Annotated in this window: 16 protein-coding genes; 11 read left to right on the forward strand and 5 right to left on the reverse strand. The window is 69.9% G+C overall.

Annotated elements, in window-relative coordinates:
- Window positions 1-86: 86 nt before the first annotated feature.
- Entirely contained in the window at window positions 87-671 is a 585-nt protein-coding gene (locus tag ACZ4Z3_RS22695) for a TetR/AcrR family transcriptional regulator (RefSeq protein WP_468502694.1), read from the reverse strand.
- Between the two features lie 84 nt (window positions 672-755).
- Here ACZ4Z3_RS22695 and ACZ4Z3_RS22700 point away from each other — a divergent pair, with 84 nt between their 5' ends.
- Entirely contained in the window at window positions 756-1,178 is a 423-nt protein-coding gene (locus ACZ4Z3_RS22700) for a DUF1707 SHOCT-like domain-containing protein (RefSeq protein ID WP_468502695.1), read from the forward strand.
- Between the two features lie 134 nt (window positions 1,179-1,312).
- A complete protein-coding gene (locus tag ACZ4Z3_RS22705) occupies window positions 1,313-2,275 on the forward strand; it encodes a hypothetical protein (protein WP_468502696.1) in 963 nt (320 codons plus the stop codon).
- A gap of 102 nt (window positions 2,276-2,377) precedes the next feature.
- Here ACZ4Z3_RS22705 and ACZ4Z3_RS22710 read toward each other — a convergent pair whose 3' ends face one another.
- A complete protein-coding gene (locus ACZ4Z3_RS22710; RefSeq protein ID WP_468502697.1) occupies window positions 2,378-2,524 on the reverse strand; it encodes a hypothetical protein in 147 nt (48 codons plus the stop codon).
- Between the two features lie 182 nt (window positions 2,525-2,706).
- On the opposite strand from ACZ4Z3_RS22710, the gene ACZ4Z3_RS22715 reads away from it, so the two are divergent.
- A complete protein-coding gene (locus ACZ4Z3_RS22715) occupies window positions 2,707-5,388 on the forward strand; it encodes a SpoIIE family protein phosphatase (RefSeq protein WP_468502698.1) in 2,682 nt (893 codons plus the stop codon).
- A 65-nt stretch (window positions 5,389-5,453) separates the two neighbouring features.
- Here ACZ4Z3_RS22715 and ACZ4Z3_RS22720 read toward each other — a convergent pair whose 3' ends face one another.
- On the reverse strand, window positions 5,454-6,080 hold the full coding sequence (locus ACZ4Z3_RS22720) for a DUF998 domain-containing protein (protein ID WP_468502699.1): 627 nt from the start codon (window positions 6,078-6,080) through the stop codon (window positions 5,454-5,456).
- Window positions 6,081-6,910: 830 nt separating this feature from the next.
- Here ACZ4Z3_RS22720 and ACZ4Z3_RS22725 point away from each other — a divergent pair.
- Window positions 6,911-7,855: an SRPBCC family protein gene (locus ACZ4Z3_RS22725; protein WP_468502700.1), complete on the forward strand. Its 945-nt coding sequence runs from the start codon at window positions 6,911-6,913 to the stop codon at window positions 7,853-7,855.
- Window positions 7,852-9,027, forward strand: a complete 1,176-nt coding sequence (locus ACZ4Z3_RS22730; RefSeq protein ID WP_468502701.1) for a zinc-dependent alcohol dehydrogenase — start codon at window positions 7,852-7,854, stop codon at window positions 9,025-9,027. Before ACZ4Z3_RS22725 ends, ACZ4Z3_RS22730 begins: the two co-directional genes overlap by 4 nt.
- Window positions 9,028-9,142: 115 nt before the next feature.
- Here the strand turns inward: ACZ4Z3_RS22730 and ACZ4Z3_RS22735 are convergent, their stop codons facing one another.
- Entirely contained in the window at window positions 9,143-10,663 is a 1,521-nt protein-coding gene (locus ACZ4Z3_RS22735; protein ID WP_468502702.1) for an NCS1 family nucleobase:cation symporter-1, read from the reverse strand.
- 608 nt (window positions 10,664-11,271) lie between these two features.
- Here ACZ4Z3_RS22735 and ACZ4Z3_RS22740 point away from each other — a divergent pair.
- The gene (locus ACZ4Z3_RS22740; protein ID WP_468502703.1) at window positions 11,272-12,408 is read left to right on the forward strand and encodes a PQQ-dependent sugar dehydrogenase; all 1,137 of its coding nucleotides are present in this window, start codon (window positions 11,272-11,274) and stop codon (window positions 12,406-12,408) included.
- Between the two features lie 60 nt (window positions 12,409-12,468).
- Window positions 12,469-12,615 carry an LAETG motif-containing sortase-dependent surface protein gene (locus ACZ4Z3_RS22745; RefSeq protein WP_468502751.1) on the forward strand — a complete coding sequence of 49 codons (147 nt, stop codon included), beginning with the start codon at window positions 12,469-12,471 and terminating at the stop codon, window positions 12,613-12,615.
- Between the two features lie 238 nt (window positions 12,616-12,853).
- Here the strand turns inward: ACZ4Z3_RS22745 and ACZ4Z3_RS22750 are convergent, their stop codons facing one another.
- On the reverse strand, window positions 12,854-14,548 hold the full coding sequence (locus tag ACZ4Z3_RS22750; protein WP_468502704.1) for an RICIN domain-containing protein: 1,695 nt from the start codon (window positions 14,546-14,548) through the stop codon (window positions 12,854-12,856).
- A gap of 788 nt (window positions 14,549-15,336) precedes the next feature.
- Between ACZ4Z3_RS22750 and ACZ4Z3_RS22755 the strand changes: the two genes are divergently transcribed.
- The 4 genes from ACZ4Z3_RS22755 (at window position 15,337) to ACZ4Z3_RS22770 (ending at window position 19,922) form a co-directional block, all read left to right on the forward strand.
- A complete protein-coding gene (locus ACZ4Z3_RS22755) occupies window positions 15,337-15,774 on the forward strand; it encodes an NfeD family protein (protein ID WP_468502705.1) in 438 nt (145 codons plus the stop codon).
- 29 nt (window positions 15,775-15,803) lie between these two features.
- The gene (locus tag ACZ4Z3_RS22760; protein ID WP_468502706.1) at window positions 15,804-16,907 is read left to right on the forward strand and encodes an SPFH domain-containing protein; all 1,104 of its coding nucleotides are present in this window, start codon (window positions 15,804-15,806) and stop codon (window positions 16,905-16,907) included.
- Between the two features lie 327 nt (window positions 16,908-17,234).
- On the forward strand, window positions 17,235-17,723 hold the full coding sequence (locus tag ACZ4Z3_RS22765; protein ID WP_468502707.1) for a hypothetical protein: 489 nt from the start codon (window positions 17,235-17,237) through the stop codon (window positions 17,721-17,723).
- 165 nt (window positions 17,724-17,888) lie between these two features.
- Window positions 17,889-19,922, forward strand: a complete 2,034-nt coding sequence (locus tag ACZ4Z3_RS22770) for an SPFH domain-containing protein (protein WP_468502708.1) — start codon at window positions 17,889-17,891, stop codon at window positions 19,920-19,922.
- Window positions 19,923-19,970 lie beyond the last annotated feature (48 nt).

The following is a 19,970-nucleotide window of genomic DNA, read 5'->3' on the forward strand; positions in this document are numbered from 1 at the left end:
TCCGGGCACCGGAACTGACCGGATCCGCTCCCTTGTGGTCGCAGGCCCCGCGAAGGGTTGCCATGATCCACAAACTTTTTTCGAACTCATCCCATGGCTGGTGGCTCCGGCAGCAGGGCGTCCAGGGCATGGTCCAGGACGGTGAGCAACTGCTCGTGCTCCTGCGGGGCGTACAGCATGCGCAGGGCGAGGCCGTCGGACAGGGCGATCACGGCGTCGGCGACGGCGCTCGCGCGGGTCCCGTGCCCCGCCGACTCCAGCCAGGCGGCCAGCGCCTGACGGACGTCCTGGTCGACCTGCCGCCGGATCGCGGCCAGACGGGGATGGTGGGCCGCGTGGACGGCGAAGGCGAGCTGCGCGGTGGCCTCGGCGCGCCGCTCGGCGTCCACGGGCAGCGTGGTCAGGATCAGCGCGCGCAGCGCCCGGCGCGGGGGCAGCGAGGTGTCGACCCCGGCCATCCGGCGCTCGACGCGCTCCCCCGCCAGTTCGGCTGCGAAGGCCAGCATCTCCTCCTTGGTGCGGAAGTACTTCTGCACGGCGCCGGGGGAGCGGCCGGCGGCGGCGGCCACGGTGCGCACACTGACCTCGTCGAGGCCGCGCTCGGAGACCAGCCGGAGCAGGGCCGTGCCGATGTCCCGGCGCTGCTCCTCCCTGTCGACCGTCTTGGGCATCGGTCGGACCCCCCTCTTTGAGATACAGTCGTATTCTAAAGAGTCGTCCGGTGGGATGCGGAGCGGTGTCGACAGGGGGACAGGGTGAACGACCGACGTGAGCGTGTCGTGCCGGCCGTGCGGGTCTCGGACCGGGACCGCGACGAGGTGCTCGCCGTGCTGGCGGCGGCGCTGGCGGAGGGGCGGCTCGCACCGTACGAGCACGCGACCCGCGCGGAACACGCCCTGCGGGCACGCACGGCCGACGAACTCGCCCCGCTGGTGGCCGACTTGCCCGAACCGGTCCCCACCCGCGCGGAGCGGGACCGCAAGGACCTCAAGGACTGGCTGGCGGAATGGCGCTACTGGCTCGGCGGCGCGTTGATCATGTCCGCGGTCTGGGGCGCGCGGTGTGCACGGGAGGGTGAACTGACGTACTACTGGCCGGTCGCGCCGCTCGGGGTGTGGGCGGCCGTGCTGGTCGCCGTCGCCGTCTGGCCGCGCGAGGCGGAGGACGCGGACGACTGAGGGGTGACCGCGCCGCCGTGGGCCCACGGGCCCTCAACCCGGCGGCGGGGCAACGGTGTTGACCCCTTGCGCGACTCCGACGAGACCCTGCGGACGTCTTGTGGCTGCCTAGTCATGTCCTCGACACTGTCGTGATGATCGTCTGGTTGGCGTGGGCCGGTTCCGCCGTGGGGTACGTGGTCCTCGTGCTGGGGGCCCTGTCGCTCGACCAGCGCATCCACAGCCGCGCGGTCGCGGAGGCGCTGGCCCGCCACCGGGTCGCACGGCCGGAGCCCGCCGACGCCGTACCGGACGAGGACCTCCGGCTGGGGGTCGCCGCCGTCGCCGTCCTCGCTCAGGGGGACGGCAGCATCCATCGCGCGTTCTCCACGGTGATCACCGACATGGTGGCGCGCGGCGTCCTGAAGCCGGACACGGAGCACGACGGCACCCCGACCCTGGCGCTCGCGAACCGCGACGCGTGCCGGCCCGGCGCGTCCGAGGCGGAGCTCCGGAGTCTCGCGTCCGAGGCGGAGGCGGAGCTCCGGAGTCTCGCCTCCTGTCAGAACCCCGCCACCGCGGACCCGCACAGCCTCCTGCATCCCACCGCCGACCGCCTCATGACCGAGGGGTACTTGAGGGGCCGGGGGGTGTACATCGACTTCGAACGGCCCTGCCTCTTCTGGTCCCGGACGGTCGCCGCGCTCACCCTGCCGCTCGCCGCGCTGGAGACGTACGCGTTCCTGGACTGGCGGTACGCGCTGGTGGCGGGGTGGACGTCGATCGCGATGATCGTCGTGGCCTGGGGGCTCGCCCTGCCGGACAGCGAGAGCCCCCAGGCACTCCGGCTGCCGGTACTCACGGAACGCGGTGAACAGGTGGTCCGTCAGGCGCGGGCCCGCCACGCGCACCTGGACCCGGCGAAGCGGCCCGCGTCGCAGGCGTACGCGCCCGACGAGGCCGCGGCCGCCTGTGCCGTCTTCGGAATGGCGGCGTACAGCCACTTCGCCGCGCACACACCCGGCTTCGCCGCCGCGGTCACCGCGGGCGCCGAACAGCGCCTGGCGAACAGGGCCGCCGAGCACCTCCGGCGCCACCGGAACGACTTCATCGGGTGAAGGCGGGACGACACCACCGGGTGGAGGCGGCACGACACCACCCGGTGGAGGCCGCGTGACTCCCTCGGCCGGAGGCGTGGCCGGCCGGCGGCGCGGGGCGCGTCACTCCGTGGTGGGGTCGGCCTTCCGGACGGGCAGCACGTGGCCGCCCAGGGGCAGCGGGGAGCGGTCCGAGCCGGGCGGCACGGTCAGCGCGAACACCTCGACCGTGCGGTGCGCCCCGTCCGCGCCGACCACGGCGCGGCGCACGATGCCGACGTCCAGCTCGGTCGCCCCCGCCGGGTGGTGAGATATGAGGGAGGAACGCTGATCCGGGCCGGAAGTGACTGAAGTGATCGAAGTGGCTTGAGAGGTGATCGATCGCCGCTCGGCACGGTCCGCTCCGTGGGCAGGGCCGTGACTATAGGGGTGAGGGATGTTACAAAGGCCGGATGAAGGACCGTTTTGTCCGAGTCGGCCGCATATCGCCACTGTGGTCTCTGGTGCGAAGAAACACGCGGAGTGTCGCGGGGCAGATCTTCCTCCTCCAGGTGGCGTTGGTGGTGCTGCTCGTGGCATTCGCCGTCTTCGCGCTCGTCATGCAGTCACAGCGGCACACCAGCGCCGAGGCCAAACGGAGATCCATAGCCGTGGCGCAGACGTTCGCGCACTCACCGGGCGTGCTGTCCGCGCTCCGGTCCCCCGACCCCGCGAAGATCCTCCAGCCGCTCACCGAGGCGGGCCGCGAGTCGGCGGGCGTCGACTTCGTCGTCGTGATGGACACCGAGGGCATCCGCTACACCCACCCCATGCCGGACCGCATCGGGAAACGGTTCGTGGGAGAGATCGCACCGTCGCTGGCGGGCAAGGTCTACACCGAGAGCGTGCACGGCCCCCTCGGCCACGAGGTCCAGGCGACCGTGCCCATCAAGGACGAACGCGGCAAGGTGGTGGCCCTCGCCTCCGCCGGGCTGAAGGTCAAGAACGTGACCAGCCTGGTGGACCGGCAGATACCGATCATCCTGACCGCCGGGGCCGGCGCCCTCGGAGTCGCCACGGCCGCCACCGCGCTCGTCGGCAGGCGGCTGCGCCGACAGACCCACAGCCTGGCCCCCAACGAGATGTCCCGCATGTACGAGCACCACGACACGGTGCTGCACTCCGTACGCGAAGGGGTGCTCATCGTCAGCGACGAGGGCCGGCTGCTGCTCGTCAACGACGAGGCCAGGCGGCTGCTGGAACTGCCCCCGGACGCGGAGGGCAGGCACGTCGCCGACCTGCCGACCCTCGAACCAGAGATGACGTCGCTGCTCGGCTCCGGTCGCGAGGCCACCGACGAGGTGCACCTCGCCGGGTCACGGCTGCTGGTGGTCAACCAGCGGCCCACCGACCGCGGCGGAGGTCACCGCGGCACCGTGGTGACGCTGCGCGACTCCACCGAGCTGCGCGCCGTCTCCGGCCGCGCCGAGATCACCGGCGAGCGGCTGAAGCTGCTCTACGACGCCGGGGTGGGCATCGGCACCTCCCTGGACGTGGTCCAGACCGCCGACGAACTCGCCCGGATCGCCGTGCCCCGCTTCGCCGACTTCGTCACCGTGGACCTGGCCGACGCCGTCCTGCACGGCGAGGAACCGGCGGCCACCGCGAAGGGCATGCGCCGCGTCGCCGTGTGCGGCATCCGCGACGACCAGCCCCTCTACGAGAAGGGCCGGCTGATCGACTTCCTGCCCTCCACACCCCAGGCACGCGGCTACGGCTCCGGCCGCTCCGAACTCGTCGCCGACCTGTCGACCGCGACGGGCTGGCATCTGCAGGACCCCGAGCGCACCGAGCAGATCGTGGACTACGGCATCCACTCGCTCATCGCGGCCCCCATCCAGGCCCGCGGTGTCGTCCTCGGCATGGTCAACTTCTGGCGCTCCAAGGAGCACGACCCCTTCGACCAGGAGGAGCTCTCGCTGGCGGAGGAGCTGGTGGCCCGCGCCGCCGTCAGCATCGACAACGCCCGCCGGTACACGCGCGAGCACGCCCTGGCGGTCACCCTCCAGCGCAGCCTGCTGCCGCGCGGCCTGCCCGAGCAGAGCGCCGTCGACGTCGGCTACCGGTACCTCCCGGCCCAGTCGGGTGTGAGCGGCGACTGGTTCGACGTGATCCCGCTGCCGGGCAGCCGTGTGGCGATGGTCGTCGGCGACGTCGTCGGGCACGGTCTGCACGCCGCCGCGACCATGGGACGGCTGAGGACCGCCGTCCACAACTTCTCCACGCTCGACCTGCCGCCCGACGAACTCCTGAGCCACCTCGACGACCTGGTCGGGCGCATCGACCAGGACGAGGCGTGCACGGAGAGCCCCGCCGCCGTCGTGGGCGCCACCTGCCTCTACGCGATCTACGACCCGACGACGCGCCGCTGCACCCTGGCCCGCGCCGGGCACCTGGCCCCCGCGCTGGTCCACCCCGACGGCGACGTCACCTTCCCCGACCTGCCGGCGGGTCCGCCGCTGGGCCTGGGCGGCATGCCCTTCCAGACCGCGGAGCTGGAGATCGCCGAGGGCTCCCAGCTCGTCCTCTACACCGACGGCCTCGTCGAGGACCGCAGCCGCGACCTCGACGAGGGTATGGAACTGCTGCGCAAGGCCCTGGCGGGCCACCCCGACCGGGCGCCGGAGGACAGCTGCCGGGCGGTGCTGGATTCCCTGCTGCCCGAGCGCCCCGCCGACGACGTGGCGCTGCTCATCGCCCGCACGCACGCGCTGCCGCCGGACCGGATCGCCGAGTGGGACGTACCACCGGACCCGGCCGCCGTAGCCGGGGTGCGCGCCGCGGCGACCGCCCAGCTCGACGCGTGGGGGCTGGAGGAACTCGGCTTCAGCATGGAACTGGTGCTGAGCGAACTCGTCACCAACGCGGTCCGCTACGGCTACGAGCCGATCCGGCTGCGACTGATCCTCGACCGCACCCTGATCTGCGAGGTCGCCGACGGCAGCAGTACCTCGCCCCACCTGCGGTACGCGGCGACGACCGACGAGGGCGGCCGGGGCCTGTTCCTGGTGTCGCAGCTGACGGAACGCTGGGGAACGAGATACACCCCGCAGGGCAAGGTGATCTGGGCCGAACAGAACCTGCCGGGCCGCTGAGACACCACTCGGCAGGTCCGCGTGCCGAGCTCTCGTGACCTGGCCCTTCCAAGGCGGTCCCGCTCCTACCGGCGTGACCCGGCCGTCTCAGGGTCGTCTCGGTCCGGCCGCGAGCCGGGATGACAGAGGCAGGAGACCACGACCATGAAGGGCCACAGCGACTGGAAGGACGTCACGAAACGTTCGGCGACTCCGGCGGCCCCGTGATCGTTCGTCTCGATCACGTACCAGACCGCTCCGGCGCCCATCACGGCGGTCGCCGCGAACGAGGGCAGGGGACGCAGTCCCCAGGGTGCCGCCCCGCTGCGATCGGCGGCGAGGACGGGCCAGACCGCCAGGAGCGCGAAACCGACCACGGCGGCCGAACCGTGGCGCAGGGAGCCCCCGCTGCTCGGCGCCGGGAGCAGAGCCACCACGAACGCCGCCACTCCACCGCCGCCCAACGCCACCCGTCCGGCGAGCGCGGCCGCACGCAGCCCCCAGGCGGTCAGCAGATGGCACAGCCCCAGGGCGAGCAGCGCCCCGGTCATCACCCAGAATCCCGGTGCCCCGTAGGCGGCCAGGACACTGATCGTCTGCCTGACAGGGTCGTATGCGGGCCCCTCCAGGAGTGCCGCGATCGTCCAGCCGCCGATCAGCAGGACGGGTGCGCTCACCGACGGGAGCAGGACCCACCTGGGCACATGTCGCACCCGCTCACCGTAGGACGCTCCGGCACTCCACGCGGCGCCGCCGCGCCCAGGGCTTCGAGGACCTGACCACGTTGACACGTCGGCTCGTGGACCGCGGACGTGGGGAGGACTGGGACGTCGTCGTAGCCCTCACCGACCTGCCGTTGCACTCACGGGGGCGCAAGCTCGTCGTGGATCTGAGCCGTGAACACGGTATTCCAAGCGGGAACAGGAACGTCGCCGCCTGCTCGCGGATGACGGCGACTGGCAGGTGATCAGAGCCGGAGGCGCCGTCTCGGATCGGTGGTCGCCCTGGCGGGAATGCGGCTGATTCACACGAAAAGCAACTGTTTCGACCGAAGGTTGGCGGGGACCCGCACCGCACGTCGCCGGAGCACCGAGGCTCCGCCCGGCGGACCGGGTGAACCGTTCTCCCTGATCCAGGCGAACGGCTCGCGCAGGCGGGCCGAAACCACGGGCTCCGTCCTCGCACGGTCGGGAGTCAGGCTGCTTGCGCCGTCTCCATCACCGCCACGCAGCGACATCCAGGGAAGTCATCGTGAAGGCAGCGGTATACGAAGGACCGCGTACGGTCGCGGTGAAGGACGTACCGGACGCGAAGATCGAGCATCCCTGCGACATCATCGTCAAGATCACCACCACTTCTCCCACGAGCTCAGCCTGGACGAGGCCCCCACCGCCTACGAGCACTTCGACGCCCGTGACGAGGGCTGGACCAAGGTGGTGCTGCACCCCAACGGCCACAAGTAGCAGACGCGGCCGACTGCCCGGATGCGGATCACGCGGATCGCTTCCATTCACCTCACCCTCACCGCACCTCAGGAGCACTGATGACAGCAGACACCCGCTCCCACTCCACCTCCCGCCTGCGACACGATCCGCTCGTACGTGGCCTCGGCTGGGCCAGCGCGCTCCTGGGCGTGCCCCAGGTCGCCGCCCCGGCGGGCTTCGCACGGGCCCTGGGCGTGGGGGACGCCCCCCGGCACCGATCGGCCGCGACGGCCGTCGGCGTGCGTGAACTGGCGGCGGCGACCGGGCTGTTGGGGCGGCCGCATCCCGTCTGGCTCTGGGGTCGCGTCGGTGGCGACCTCATGGATCTGACGCTGCTCGCCCGGGCCTTGAAGAACCACAACGGTCGCGGCCTCGGACGCACCGTCGCTGCGACGGCCGCGGTCACGGCCATCACCGCCACGGACGTCTACGCGGCCGTGACCCGCACGCGTAGGAGCACCCCCATGGAACTGACCGCGGCCACCACCGTCACCCGATCCCCGGACGAGGCGTACAGCCTCTGGAAGGACCTGGAGCGGCTGCCGGAGTTCATGACGCACCTGGACGAGGTGCACGTGACCGGCCCGCGCACCAGTCACTGGCAGGCCGGCGCACCGTTCGGCAAGACGGTCGAGTGGGACGCCGAGATCACTCAGGACGTCCCCGGTCAACTGATCGCGTGGCGGTCGGTGGACGGTGCCGACATCGACAACTCCGGTGAGGCCCGTTTCGTGCCGGCCCCGGGCGGTCAGGGCGCGGAGATACGGGTGTCCCTGCGCTACGAACTGCCCGGCGGAGGGTTGGGCAAGGCGGCGGCGCGCTACTTCGGCGAGGAGCCGCACCAGCAGCTGGACGACGACCTTCGCCGCTTCAAGCAGATCGCGGAAGCCGGTGAGGTCGTCCGCTCCGAGGGCGCACCCGGTGGCAAGCGGGCACGCGGCGAGTTCCCGCAGCACCCGGCCCGGCCGCTGACCGAGGACGAACTGAAGGAGGCCCTGGCATGAAGGCCACTTGCTGGACGGGACGCAACTCCGTCGAGGTGCAGGACGTCCCCGACCCCGCGATCCTGAACAGCCGCGACGCCATCGTGAAGATCACCTCGACGGCGATCTGCGGCTCCGACCTCCATCTGGTCGACGGCTACGTGCCCACCATGGAGAAGGGCGACATCCTGGGCCATGAGTTCATGGGAGAAGTCGTCGAGGTCGGCCCCGGCATCAGCGACGGCAAACTGCGCGTCGGCGACCGGGTCGTGGTGCCCTTCCCCATCGCCTGCGGCGCCTGTGCGTCCTGCCGCGCGGAGCTGTACTCGTGCTGCGAGAACAGCAACCCCAACGCCGGCATCTCCGAGAGGATGTTCGGTCATCCCAGCGCCGGCATCTACGGCTACTCACATCTCACCGGCGGCTTCGCCGGCGGACAGGCCGAGTACGCGCGGGTGGTGCTCGCCGACGCCAACGCCCTCAAGATCGAGTCGGACCTGACCGACGAGCAGGTGCTCTTCCTGTCCGACATCCTGCCGACCGGTTACATGGGCGCCGACATGTGCGACATCGAGGAAGGTGACGTCGTCGCCGTCTGGGGTGCCGGTCCGGTCGGCCAGTTCGCCATGGACAGCGCCCGGGTCCTGGGCGCGGAAAAGGTCATCGCCATCGACAAGGAGACCTACCGCCTCGACATGGCCGCCGACCAGGGCTACACCACCATCGACTTCGAGGACACCGACGTACGGTCCGCCCTGCTCGAACTCACCGGCGGCCGTGGCCCCGACAAGTGCATCGACGCGGTCGGCATGGAGGCCACACACGGCGCCTCCCACGTCCACCTCTACGACCGTGCCAAGCAGGCGGTCCGCTCCGAGACCGACCGGCCGCACGCCCTGCGCCAGGCCATCATGTCCTGCCGGAGCGGCGGCGTGGTCTCGGTCATCGGCGTCTACGGCGGAATGATCGACAAGTTCCCGGCGGGTGCCTGGATGAACAGGTCACTGACTCTGCGCGCCGGCCAGTGCCACGTGCAGAAGTACATGCGACCGCTGCTGGGCATGATCGAGCAGGGCAAGATCGACCCCACCCGGATCATCACCCACCGGCTGCCCCTGACCGAGGCACCGACCGGCTACGACCTGTTCAAGAACAAGAAGGACCACTGCGAGAAGGTCGTCCTCACACCGTGAGGGAAGCCCCGGCGAACTGCGACACCACGCGCCCCTGACACCGCGACGAAAAGGGCGCCCGACCGGTATCAGCCCAGGTCGGGCGCCCTACTCGGGTTACTGGAGGAAGGTGACGTTATGCCTCTGTTGCCTCCGGCGCTTCCGTTGTCGCCGTCCTCGCGGTGAGGGGGCTCTTGCCCCTGCTGAACGCGTAGTAGAGCACCCCGGCCACGACGACCCCGATGAACCAGGAGTACGGACCCAGCGACGCACCGTACCCGGACGGCCCGTAGACGGGGAGGATGCTGGAGAAGACGGCGCCCACCACACCGGCGGCGAACGCCCGTATGTTCCAGCCCCCCTGGAAGCGGAACTCCCCGTCCTCCTCGTACAGAGCGGGCACGTTCAGCTGTGTCTTCCGGATGAGGTAGTAGTCGACGACGATCACGCCGAAGATGGGCCCCATCGTCGAGCCGATGGCGTTGACGAAGCTGGGGGCGTTGTCCCAGGGGTGGAGCGGGTAGAGCAGGAGCGCGATGACGGCGGCGATGAGGCCGCCCCTGCGGAAGGTCACGTGCTTCGGGGCCACGTTGGCGAAGTCGAAGGCGGGACTGACGAAGTTGGCGACGACGTTGATGCCGAGGGTCGCCACGGCGAAGGTCAAGGCGGCGAGCAGCACGAGGAACGCGCTGTCGAACTTGGCGGAGATCTCGGCCGGTTCGAGGATGACCTCGCCGTACACCTTGCCGGCGGCGGCGGTGGTGATCGCGGCGACGAGGGAGAAGAGGATCAGGTTGACGGGCAGGCCCCAGATGTTGCCCTTCTTCAGGGCCTTCGTGTCCGGGGTGAAGCGTGCGAAGTCACCGAAGTTGAGGAACAGGGCGGCGAAGTAGGTGACCCAGGTGGCGGCTATCGCCGCGATCGCGGCGAGTGAGCCGGGGCTGACGTCGAGCCCGGTGGCGCTCTTGGCGAGTGCGGCAAGGTCGCCGCTCGGCATGTCGACGGAGAAGGACAGCGTCCCGGCCTTCACGGACAGCGCGATCGCGAGGATCAGCATCATCACCCAGACCGCCGGTCCGGCGAAGTCCTGGAAACGGCGGACCGTTTCCATCCCCTTGCTGATGATGAGCAGCTGGGCGGCCCACACACCGAGGTAGCACAGCACTTCAAGGCCGCTGTGGTCGAAGAGCCGACTGGTCTCGTGCAGATGCTTGGGTCCGTCGTAGCGGACGAGGAAGGCCACGATGGCGCCGGCGGCGGCGCTGGTCTGGGCGCCGTACCAGAAGGTGGCGACCACGGCCCGTACGAGAGCCGGGACATTGGCGCCGAAGGTGCCGAACGAGGCGCGGGCGAGGACCGGGTAGGGGACACCGGTCTTGACGCCCGCATTGCCGATGAGGGTCATCAGCCAGTAGATGATCAGCGAGCCCACACCGATGCCGATGAGGAACTTGAAGGTGTTGCCCGCGACGAGGAACAGGCTGGCGGCCAGGAAGTAGCCGTACAGACTGTGCACGTCCGAGGTCCAGACGTTGAAGATGCTGAAGGCGCCCCACTTGCGTTCGGTGGCGGGGGCGAGATCCGCGTTGTAGAGACGGGAGGAGTACCCGGGCGGGGCGGCGGTTCTGTCCGCGTCCGCGCTGTCCGTGGCCGTCATGTCCTGCTCCTTCTTGCTGTGCCCCGTCCCCTACTGGCGCTGCGTCGGACGGTTGATGCGGCAGCTAACGGCCCGGTTGTTGCCCCCGCGTGTCGGGCGCGTACCAGACCCGTCAACGGAAAATCTCTTCCATTTTCAGGATCGGGTCGCCGGTTGATCCGGATGCGGCGGGTGCGGTCGGACACCGCGTACGGGCCCAACCTCCTGTCGGACGCGACGGCCCGGAACGACGGGCTGTCCGTCCTCGACCAGACAGCACACCCTTGGCCGAAGCTCAGCAGTACGACAAGTACGCGTCACACGTCCTCTGTCGCGCCTCCCTCGGAACTGCCTGCCCGGCCTTGGCGCCGTCGCCGCCGTAGCCGTTGAGTGTCTGCGCGCCGGGGACGGGGAGGCCTGGGCCGCGACGGGAAGCGGAGCGGAGGTAAATGGGATGGCGGAGTGTGGTCTATTTCAACAACTCCTGTCCCGGTAGCCTCACTTGTGGCCAGTAGCGCACCATCCCCCCACCCCCCAGGTGTGCGTGCCGGCGTGGACGGCACCCGCCTGTTTCTGCCTCTGGCAGCCGGGTGCTCTCCCCCCCGTTCGCCGCCTCTAGGAGGATCACGGTGAAAGTTCGCACCAGAAGCTCGGCGATCATCGGCGCCCTCTGCCTCGTCGCTTCCCTCGCTTTGACCACGGCGTCTGCCGACGAGATCAGCTCCCCACGTCAGGCAGCGAAGGTCGTGCTCAAGACAGTGGCGACGGCCCGGAATCCATCCGCCGGCGCCGCCGGTCCCGGTGGCACGGTCTGGATAGCCGAACGCGCGGGCAAGGTGAGGGTCTTGGGCGATGAAGGGCTCGGCGACCCCGTCATCGACATATCCGGCGAGACCACCACCAACGGCGAACGCGGCCTGCTGGGCATCGCGTTCGACAAGGAGTTCGCGCACTTCTACATCTCGTTCACGAACCTCCAAGGCACCAGCACCGTGGACGAGTTCGCGGTGCGGGACGGCAAGATCCAGCCGAACACCCGGCGCACGGTCCTCACCCAGACACAGCCCTACGCGAACCACAACGGCGGCGACATCGCGTTCGGCCCCGACGGCTACCTCTACATCGCGCTCGGCGACGGCGGCTCGGCCGGCGACCCGCACGGCAACGGGCAGAACCTCGGCACGCTGCTGGGCAAGTTGCTGCGGATCGACCCGAGCGGCGGCAAGCCGTACGCGATCCCGCCGGGCAACCCGTTCGTGGACGACCCGAACGCGAAGGACGAGATCTGGGCGTACGGGTTGCGCAATCCGTGGAGGTTCTCCTTCGACGCGGGCACGGGCGATCTGCTGATCGGGGACGTCGGCCAGAGTGCCTGGGAGGAGATCGACTGGGCCCCGGCGACCAGCAAGGGTGGCGAGAACTACGGCTGGTCCCAGATGGAGGGCAACCATCCCTTCCGGGGCGGCACGGAGCCCGCGAACCACGTACCGCCGATCTACGAGTACGACCGCAGCGGGCCTGGCTGCTCGGTGACCGGCGGATACGTCTACCGAGGCGAGGCGATCCCGGACCTCAAGGGCCAGTACGTGTTCAGCGACTACTGCGACGGCACCGTCCGTGCTCTGCGGATGGAGAACGGCCAGGTGACCGGCGTGAGCAACCTCGGAGTCGACGGCGGCCGGGTCGTCTCGTTCGTGCAGGGAGGCAATGGCGAGCTGTACGTACTCGACCTGCGTGGCAGCGTCTCCCGCATCGACCCGGCGTAACGACCGACGGACGGCCGCCGAGTAGCCAGAATCACCCAGGTCGGCTGGATCACCTCCGGCATCGCCGAGACCGGCGCGCCGAGCAGCACTCCCGTCCTCGCGGGTGCCGGTCTCGCGGTCGGGGCGGTCGGTGCCGCCGCGGTCCACTTCGCGCGCAGGCGCCGCACGAGCGAGGAAGCTGACGATCCGTCATCAGGCCCCACTTGAGCAGAGCAGGCCCCCCGCAGTGCCGCGGGGGGCCTGCTCTGCTCGTGGCTGCGGCCCCACTCGGGCGCCTGGTCAAGGCGGGTTGCCGTGCGCGATCATCCCCTTCACCAAGGCGACCTCTGTCGGCGCCCGCACCGATGGCGGCGATGGCCGGCGCCGACGGGAGAAGTCCTCAGCCCGGCGTGGACGACGAACTGCGCCCCCGTCGAAGAGACGGGGGCGCATTCGTGGGCTTCGCCTACTTGAGTGGTGTACGACCCGAGTTGTGGTACGCGATCGTCTTGCGGATCAGGTTTCCGCCGTCGGTCTCGGGCGTCGTCTGCTCCGTCCACCCCGCACCGAACAGCAGGCCGGCGATGTGGGCGTCCGCCACCTGGTCCATGTGCGCGAAGAGCCAGTCCACCTTGTCGTCCTTGTAATGGCCGGGCGTGTTGTTCTGCGCCATGTTGCCCACGGGGATCTGCCACAGGACCACCGGCTTGCCCACCGACTCGGCCATCGTCTTCCAGAACTTCAGCGAGGCGGCGGCCTTCTGGTCGGTCCAGAAGGTGTCACGGCTGCCGTGGGCCGGGAGTGCGTACCAGCCAGCGTCGCGGTCCGACACATCGGTGACCAGGAAGTCGGCGTTCTTGGCCCCGAGGTCCGCGTAGTCCTTGACGCACTTCTGGACGTCGGTCTCCCAGTCGAAGCAGGAGAGGTGCAGCCCCACGGCGGCGTTGGGCGCGTACTTGTGCGCCATGTGAATCAGGCACCGGGCGAGTCCGGCGGCGCTGTTCTCCTGCGATCCGCAGTCCGTCGGGTTGGCGGCCGAGACCTTCGAGGGAACCTCGTGCAGATTGCCGAGCGACCGGGCGAAGCCCCAGAAGTCGGGCTCCAGATCGATCATGTCGTCGTTCTTGCCGATCTTCTGGAGGAAGAACCGGTAGTCGTCCAGGTACCGGGTGAGCAGGTCGAGCCTGTTGATGGCCTTGACCTCGCCCGGGCCGTCACCCTCGCCTGCCGCGTCCCCGAGGTCGCGCAACGAGTACCAGGTCCACAGGTACTTCTGCGGTCGCGACTTGCCCTGGTAGGTCGCCTTGGCCGCCTGGGCGTCCGACCAGGTCACCTGGTGGCCGGGCGCGGTGGTGTTGCCGCCCCAGCAGCCCCACCAGCCCGACCACTCATCCTTGCAACGCGATGCCGTATAGGCGGCCGACGAAGGCGCGGGCTGGCTGTGTATGTAGGCGTAGCGCACGTCGAACGGCGCGGCGTTCGCCGAGGCGTCAGTCATCGAACCGCCGATGAACACCTTGTCGCTGCCCATGAAACGTGTCGTCGAGCTGCCGTTGGTGGGGGTCGGAGACGCCGGCGACGACGGGTGGGTGCCGCTCGGAGCAGGGCTCGCCGGAGCGCTGCCGCCGGGCGTGGGCGTGCTGCCGGAGTTCCCGGGTTTCTCGGTGCCGCCGACGCTACCGGCCGCTACGAGCTTCCACTGCTGGTTGGCGCGGCCCCGGTCGCGGTTCTGGACGATGTCGCCCCCGTTGGCCTTGGTGGCTTTCTTGACACCGACGGCCATGCCACTGAAGCGATTGACCAGACGCACGTAGCCGTCCGAGGACTTGGCCAGTTTGAACTGCTGGTTGGTGCCGTTCAGGTCCTTCCACTGCACGATGGCGGAGCCGGCGGTCTTCGACCAGCCGAGGTCGTCCAGCACCTTGCCGGAGTTCCGGTTCTGCAGCCGGTAGTACCCGTCACCCGATTCGATGAACCGCCACTGCTGGTTGGCCCCGCCCTTACGGCTCCACTGCACCATCTCCGCGCCGTCCTTCGTGGCGACGGAGCGGTTGTCCAGCACCTTGCCGCTGTTGCGGTTGACCAGGACGTACCACTTCTTCAGATTCAGGGTTTTCTGCTCCGCCGAAGCCTGGTTGACCACGACGGCCGAGCCGGCCACGACCACCGTGGCGAGACCTGCCCAGAGACCCCGCCGTGCGAGCAGCCGACGGCCACGATGCTTCCGGCGATCACCGCGCGCGCCGCCGTCGGCACGGTGGCCGCCGACCCGGGACGCCACCGGTGACGTCGGTGGGCCTGGGACATGTCTGTGCTCTCGTTCCTGGGACATGCCTGTGCTCTCGCTTTCAGCCGTTGCACCTGACCGGACCACTTGGCCGGACAGCGCTTAGTGGTCCGAGAGGCCGAAAAGGTTGCCGCGAAGATCCACAGGTTTTTTTCGCCCTGACCGCTTCCCGATGGCTGCGGAGCACGGGGGGCAGCAGCGCGATCCCGACCCGGCAAGATCCCGACCCGGCAAGGCCGCTCCGAGCGCCTCGCCGACCGTGCGGCAGCCACCGGTAGTACCCACTGTCCGTGCGGCACCGGTGGTCTGCGTCACCTCGACGCGGCCCCTTCGACGCCCACGGCATTCCCGCGCCGCCCTTCCACCCCCTGCGGATGCCCCACTCTGACAGTGGGCCCGCCGATCCAGCAGCCTGTGGGCCCTGAGCCCAAGATCGGGCCCGATGCGCTTGCGGACCGCCTGGCCGCCCAACAATCCACAGCGTCCGCTGTGCCGGCCCACCTGCAGACGCTGATGATCACGGCGGCCGTTCAGCTGCCCGCGGGTACCACGCCGGTCAGGGCACGCCCCTCCACCACGTAAGAACCACGGTCGCCATGTCTGTCTGCCCGGCGTTCCGGAAGGTAGCTTGGTGGAGAAAGCCCCTGAAGGAGGGCGATTCGATGCCGTGGTTCTTCTGGCTGATCGCCGCCGCGGCGCTGGGTGCGGCGGAGTTCTTCACGCTGACCCTGGTCTTCGGGTTGTTGGCGGGCGCCGCGCTGGTCGCCGCCGTGGTCGCCGGTGTGGGCATCGGCCTGCTCGGCCAGCTCGTGGCCCTCGCGGCGGCTTCGGCGGCGGGCCTCCTGATCGTGCGTCCTGTCGCTCTGCGGCACATGACGCAGCAGCCGCTCGTGCGCGACGGCACCGACGCGCTGATCGGCAAGCGGGCGGAGGTGATGCAGGAGGTCACCGCGACCCATGGCCTGATCAAACTCTCCGGCGAGGAATGGTCCGCCCGTGCCCTCGACGAGAGCCTTGTCATCCCGGTGGGAGCGTTGGTGGACGTCATGGAGATAGAAGGGGCCACGGCCATCGTCTACCCCCGCGAACTCCTTCCGTGAACGGCTGAACACACAGCAACGGAGGCACTGTGGATCCCGTCGTCATCCTCCTCCTCGTCGCGGCCATCGTCGTCGTCTTCCTCGTGGCCTCCACCGTGCGGATCGTCCCGCAGGCGCGCCGCTACAACATCGAGCGGTTCGGCCGGTACCGCCGGACGCTGCAACCCGGGCTGAACCTGGTCCTGCCGGTGGCGGACCGCATCAACACCAAGCTCGACGTGCGCGAACAGGTCTACTCGTCCGACCCCAGGCCCGTGATCACCGAGGACAACCTCGTGGTCAACATCGACACCGTGCTCTACTACCAGATCACCGATCCGCGGGCGGCGGCCTACGAGGTCGCCGACTACCTCCAGGCGATCGACCAGCTCACTGTCACCACGTTGCGCAACGTGATCGGCAGCATGGACCTGGAGGAGACGCTCACCTCGCGTGAGGAGATCAACTCCCGGCTCCGCGCCGTCCTCGACGACGCCACCGGCAAGTGGGGCATCCGGGTCAACCGCGTCGAGATCAAGGCCATCGATCCGCCGGCCACCATCAAGGAGGCGATGGAGAAGCAGATGCGGGCCGAGCGGGACAAGCGGGCGGCCATCCTGCACGCCGAGGGTGAGCGGCAGGCCAAGATCCTCACCGCGGAAGGCACGAAGCAGAAGGACATCCTGGAGGCGCAGGGCGCCCAGCAGGCCATGATCCTTCGGGCCGACGGTGAGGCCAAGGCGGTGGAGCTGGTCTTCCAGGCCGTCCATCGCAACAACGCCGACCCGAAGGTGTTGGCCTACAAGTATCTGGAGACGCTCCCGCACCTGGCGAGCAGCGACAACAACACGTTCTGGGTGATCCCGGGTGAGCTGACCGAGGCGGTCCGCACCGTCACCCGGGCCTTCGGTGACGAGTCGACGGCGGTCGCACCGACCCCGGGGCAGTCCGGCGAAGCGGCCACCGCCGACGATCACGCCGCTTCGGACGACCTCCGGGCTCCACAGCTGGCGGGCTCCATGGTGTCCCTCGACGCCGCGGCCGCGGCGGACGAGGCCGGGAAGCAGGCCGCCGCGGCGGTCAGCGACGCCAAGGCGGAGGCGGAGGCGGCAAAAACCCAGGTGCCGCGCCGGGCGCGGACATCTGACGGTTGAGCCGCCTCGGCCGACCGAGAACCGTTTCGCGTGCCCAGGCGCGGGTGCGACGGCACTCCCCGGCACGACCGTCACGCCGGTCTCTGCGTGACCGGGACTGCGAGGGGAGCCCGGCGTTTCCTGACGCCTTCTTAGCAGGGCCCCGGCATCGACGATCCACCCAAGACTGCCGGGATCCGGCAATGCGATCGAGGGGGAGATGCAGGCAACATAGGGGGCGAGGGGAGCACGCGACGGAGGTCTCGATGCCGGGCACCGGCAGGTGCCCGGCATCCGGGCTGCGGAGCTGTGCCGAGGTCGTGTGACGGGGTTGACCGGGGGGTGGGCATGCGGACGTTCTTGGAGGCCGCCACAGGCTTTCCGACTTTCCTGTTCACCGTCCCGCTCGTGGCGGCCGTGGGTTTCTGGCTGCTGGTCGCGGTGGGTGCCGCCGGCTCACGCACGTTCGACGGGGACGCCGACCTCGGTGCGCTGGGGCTGGACGGCGTCCCGGTCGCGGTCGCGTTCTCGCTGTGGACGGGATTCGCCTGGGCCGGCAGCCTCGGCGCCGTCGTCCTGCTGCAACCGCCGGCTTCGTCGGGGCCGGCGCATGCGCTGACGGGGCTCGTCGTCCTCGTCGCGGCTCCCTCGGTCTCATGGTGTGCGACCCGATCGGTGGTACGGCTGCTGCGCCGCCTCCATCCCGAAGAACCCGGGCCGTCATCGCCTCACTTCGCCGGGCCGCCCCGCACGAGCCGTTCGCAGCGGGCGGACGGCGACCTCCTTCAGGGCGACCGCGCGGCCGCGGAACCCCACGCGCGCCGTCGGGCCGCCTGAGCCGCAGACCGGCCCCTGCTTCCCGGGGTGTGCCCTCCAGAGGCGCACGGAAGCGCGTGTGCTCCTTCCGGTGCCCGGCATGCGCTCCCTCCTGATCTTTCCGATTCCCGATGACGTCCGGGCCCTCGCCGGTCTCGGGTCCCTCACCTGCCAAGGATGTTTCTCATGACTGCCATGATCGTGGGCGTCGGCGTCTGCCTGCTCATAGCGCTCCTCGTCCTCCTCCTCTTCTCCCGGCTGTTCCGCAAGGTGGAGCAGGGCAAGGCACTGATCGTGTCCAAGACGCGGAAGGTCGATGTGACCTTCACCGGGCAGGTCGTGCTGCCGGTGCTGCACAAGGCCGAGGTGATGGACATCTCGGTGAAGACCATCGAGATCACCCGGGCCGGCAAGGAAGGTCTGATCTGCCGGGACAACATCCGGGCCGACATCCGGATCTCGTTCTTCGTGAAGGTCAACAAGACCGTCGAGGACGTCGTCAAGGTCGCCCAGGCGGTCGGTACGGCACGGGCGAGCGACCGGAACACGCTGCAGGAGCTGTTCCACGCGAAGTTCTCCGAGGCGCTGAAGACCGTCGGCAAGCAGATGGACTTCACCGACCTCTACACCAAGCGTGAGGAGCTGCGATACCGGATCATCGAGGTCATCGGTGTCGACCTCAACGGCTACCACCTGGAGGACGCGGCGATCGACTACCTGGAGCAGACGCCGCTGACCCAGCTCGACCCGGCCAATGTCCTCGACGCGCAGGGCATCCGGAAGATCACCGAACTGACGGCCGTGGAGCACGTCCGCACCAACGAGGCCCAGCGCACCGAGGAGAAGGAGATCACCCGGCAGAACGTCGACGCCCGGGAGACCATCCTGGAGCTGGAGCGCCGCCAGGCCGACGCCGAGATCAAGCAGCGGCGGGAGATCGACACCGTACGGGCGAGGGAAGAAGCCGAGACGGCCCGGGTGATGGAGGAAGAGCGGCTGCGGGCGCAGGGCGCGTTCCTCAAGACCGAGGAGCAGCTGGGCATCCAGCGCGAGAACCAGGCCCGTGAGGTCGCCGTCGCCGCCAAGAACCGCGAGCGGGTCATCGCCGTGGAGAGCGAGCGCATCGAGAAGGACCGGCTGCTGGAGGTCATCGCCCGGGAGCGGGAGACCCAGTTGACGCGGATCGCCGCCGAGAAGGAGGTCGAGGCGGAGAAGCGGGAGATCGCCGAGGTCATCCGGGAGCGGGTCGCCGTGGATCGTACGGTCGCCGAGCAGGAGGAGTCCATCAAGAAGCTGCGGGCCGTCGAGGAGGCGGAGCGGCAGCGGCAGGCCGTGATCATCGCCGCGGAGGCGGAGGCGCAGGAGAGGCTGGTCAAGGACATCAAGGCCGCGGAGGCCGCTGAGCAGGCCGCCACCCACCGGGCCGCCGAGGAACTCACGCTGGCCGAGGCCCGGTTGAAGACCGCCGACCTTGACGCGCGGGCCAAGCTGCGCCTCGCCGAGGGCGTCCAGGCGGAGGCGGCGGCCGAGGGCCTGGCCGCCGCCCAGGTCCGCGACAAGGAGGCCGAGGTCATCGAGAAGACCGGCCGCGCGGAGGCCGAGGCCGCCGAGGCACGCATGCGGGCCGAGGCGGAGGGCTCCCGGGCCAAGGCGCTCGCCGAGGCCGAGGCCATCGGCGAGAAGCTGAAGGCCGAGGCGGCCGGCCTCACCGAGAAGGCCGCCGCGATGGCCGCGCTCGACGAGGCGTCCCGTACGCACGAGGAGTACCGGCTGCGGCTCGCGGCCGAGAAGGACATCCGCCTGGCCGGGCTGGACGTGCAGCGGCAGGTCGCCGAGGCGCAGGCCACGGTGCTCGCCACCGGCCTGGAGAACGCCGACATCAGCATCGTCGGCGGGGATTCGGTCTTCTTCGACCGGCTGGTCGGGGCGATCTCGCTCGGCAAGGGTGTCGACGGCTTCGTCCAGAACTCCGAGACCGCCCAGGCACTCGCGGGGCCCTGGCTGGACGGTACGGCGAGCTTCACCGACGACCTCACCCGCGCCCTGGGCTCGGTCTCCACGGCCGACGTACGGGATCTGACCGTCTCCGCACTGCTGATGAAGCTGATGAAGACGGGCGGCGCCGACTCCCAGGCTCTGCGGCAACTGCTCGACACGGCGGGTGAGCTGGGGGTCGCGGACACCTCGCTCGCCGCGCTGAACGGCAACGCCAGGAGCTGACTGAAAGGCCGAGCGGCGCGGGCCCACCACCCCGGGGCCGCTCAGCGG

The organism is Streptomyces sp. NPDC030296 (assembly GCF_055572815.1).

Bases quoted from the DNA above. Each gene is read 5' to 3' on its own strand.
- ACZ4Z3_RS22715 (WP_468502698.1), top strand. From the start codon at position 2,707: ATGAAGGACCGTTTTGTCCGAGTCGGCCGCATATCGCCACTGTGGTCT.
- ACZ4Z3_RS22765 (WP_468502707.1), top strand. From the start codon at position 17,235: ATGCGGACGTTCTTGGAGGCCGCCACAGGCTTTCCGACTTTCCTGTTC.
- ACZ4Z3_RS22705 (WP_468502696.1), top strand. From the start codon at position 1,313: ATGATCGTCTGGTTGGCGTGGGCCGGTTCCGCCGTGGGGTACGTGGTC.
- ACZ4Z3_RS22725 (WP_468502700.1), top strand. From the start codon at position 6,911: ATGACAGCAGACACCCGCTCCCACTCCACCTCCCGCCTGCGACACGAT.
- ACZ4Z3_RS22695 (WP_468502694.1), bottom strand. From the start codon at position 671: ATGCCCAAGACGGTCGACAGGGAGGAGCAGCGCCGGGACATCGGCACG.
- ACZ4Z3_RS22755 (WP_468502705.1), top strand. From the start codon at position 15,337: ATGCCGTGGTTCTTCTGGCTGATCGCCGCCGCGGCGCTGGGTGCGGCG.
- ACZ4Z3_RS22730 (WP_468502701.1), top strand. From the start codon at position 7,852: ATGAAGGCCACTTGCTGGACGGGACGCAACTCCGTCGAGGTGCAGGAC.
- ACZ4Z3_RS22735 (WP_468502702.1), bottom strand. From the start codon at position 10,663: ATGACGGCCACGGACAGCGCGGACGCGGACAGAACCGCCGCCCCGCCC.
- ACZ4Z3_RS22770 (WP_468502708.1), top strand. From the start codon at position 17,889: ATGACTGCCATGATCGTGGGCGTCGGCGTCTGCCTGCTCATAGCGCTC.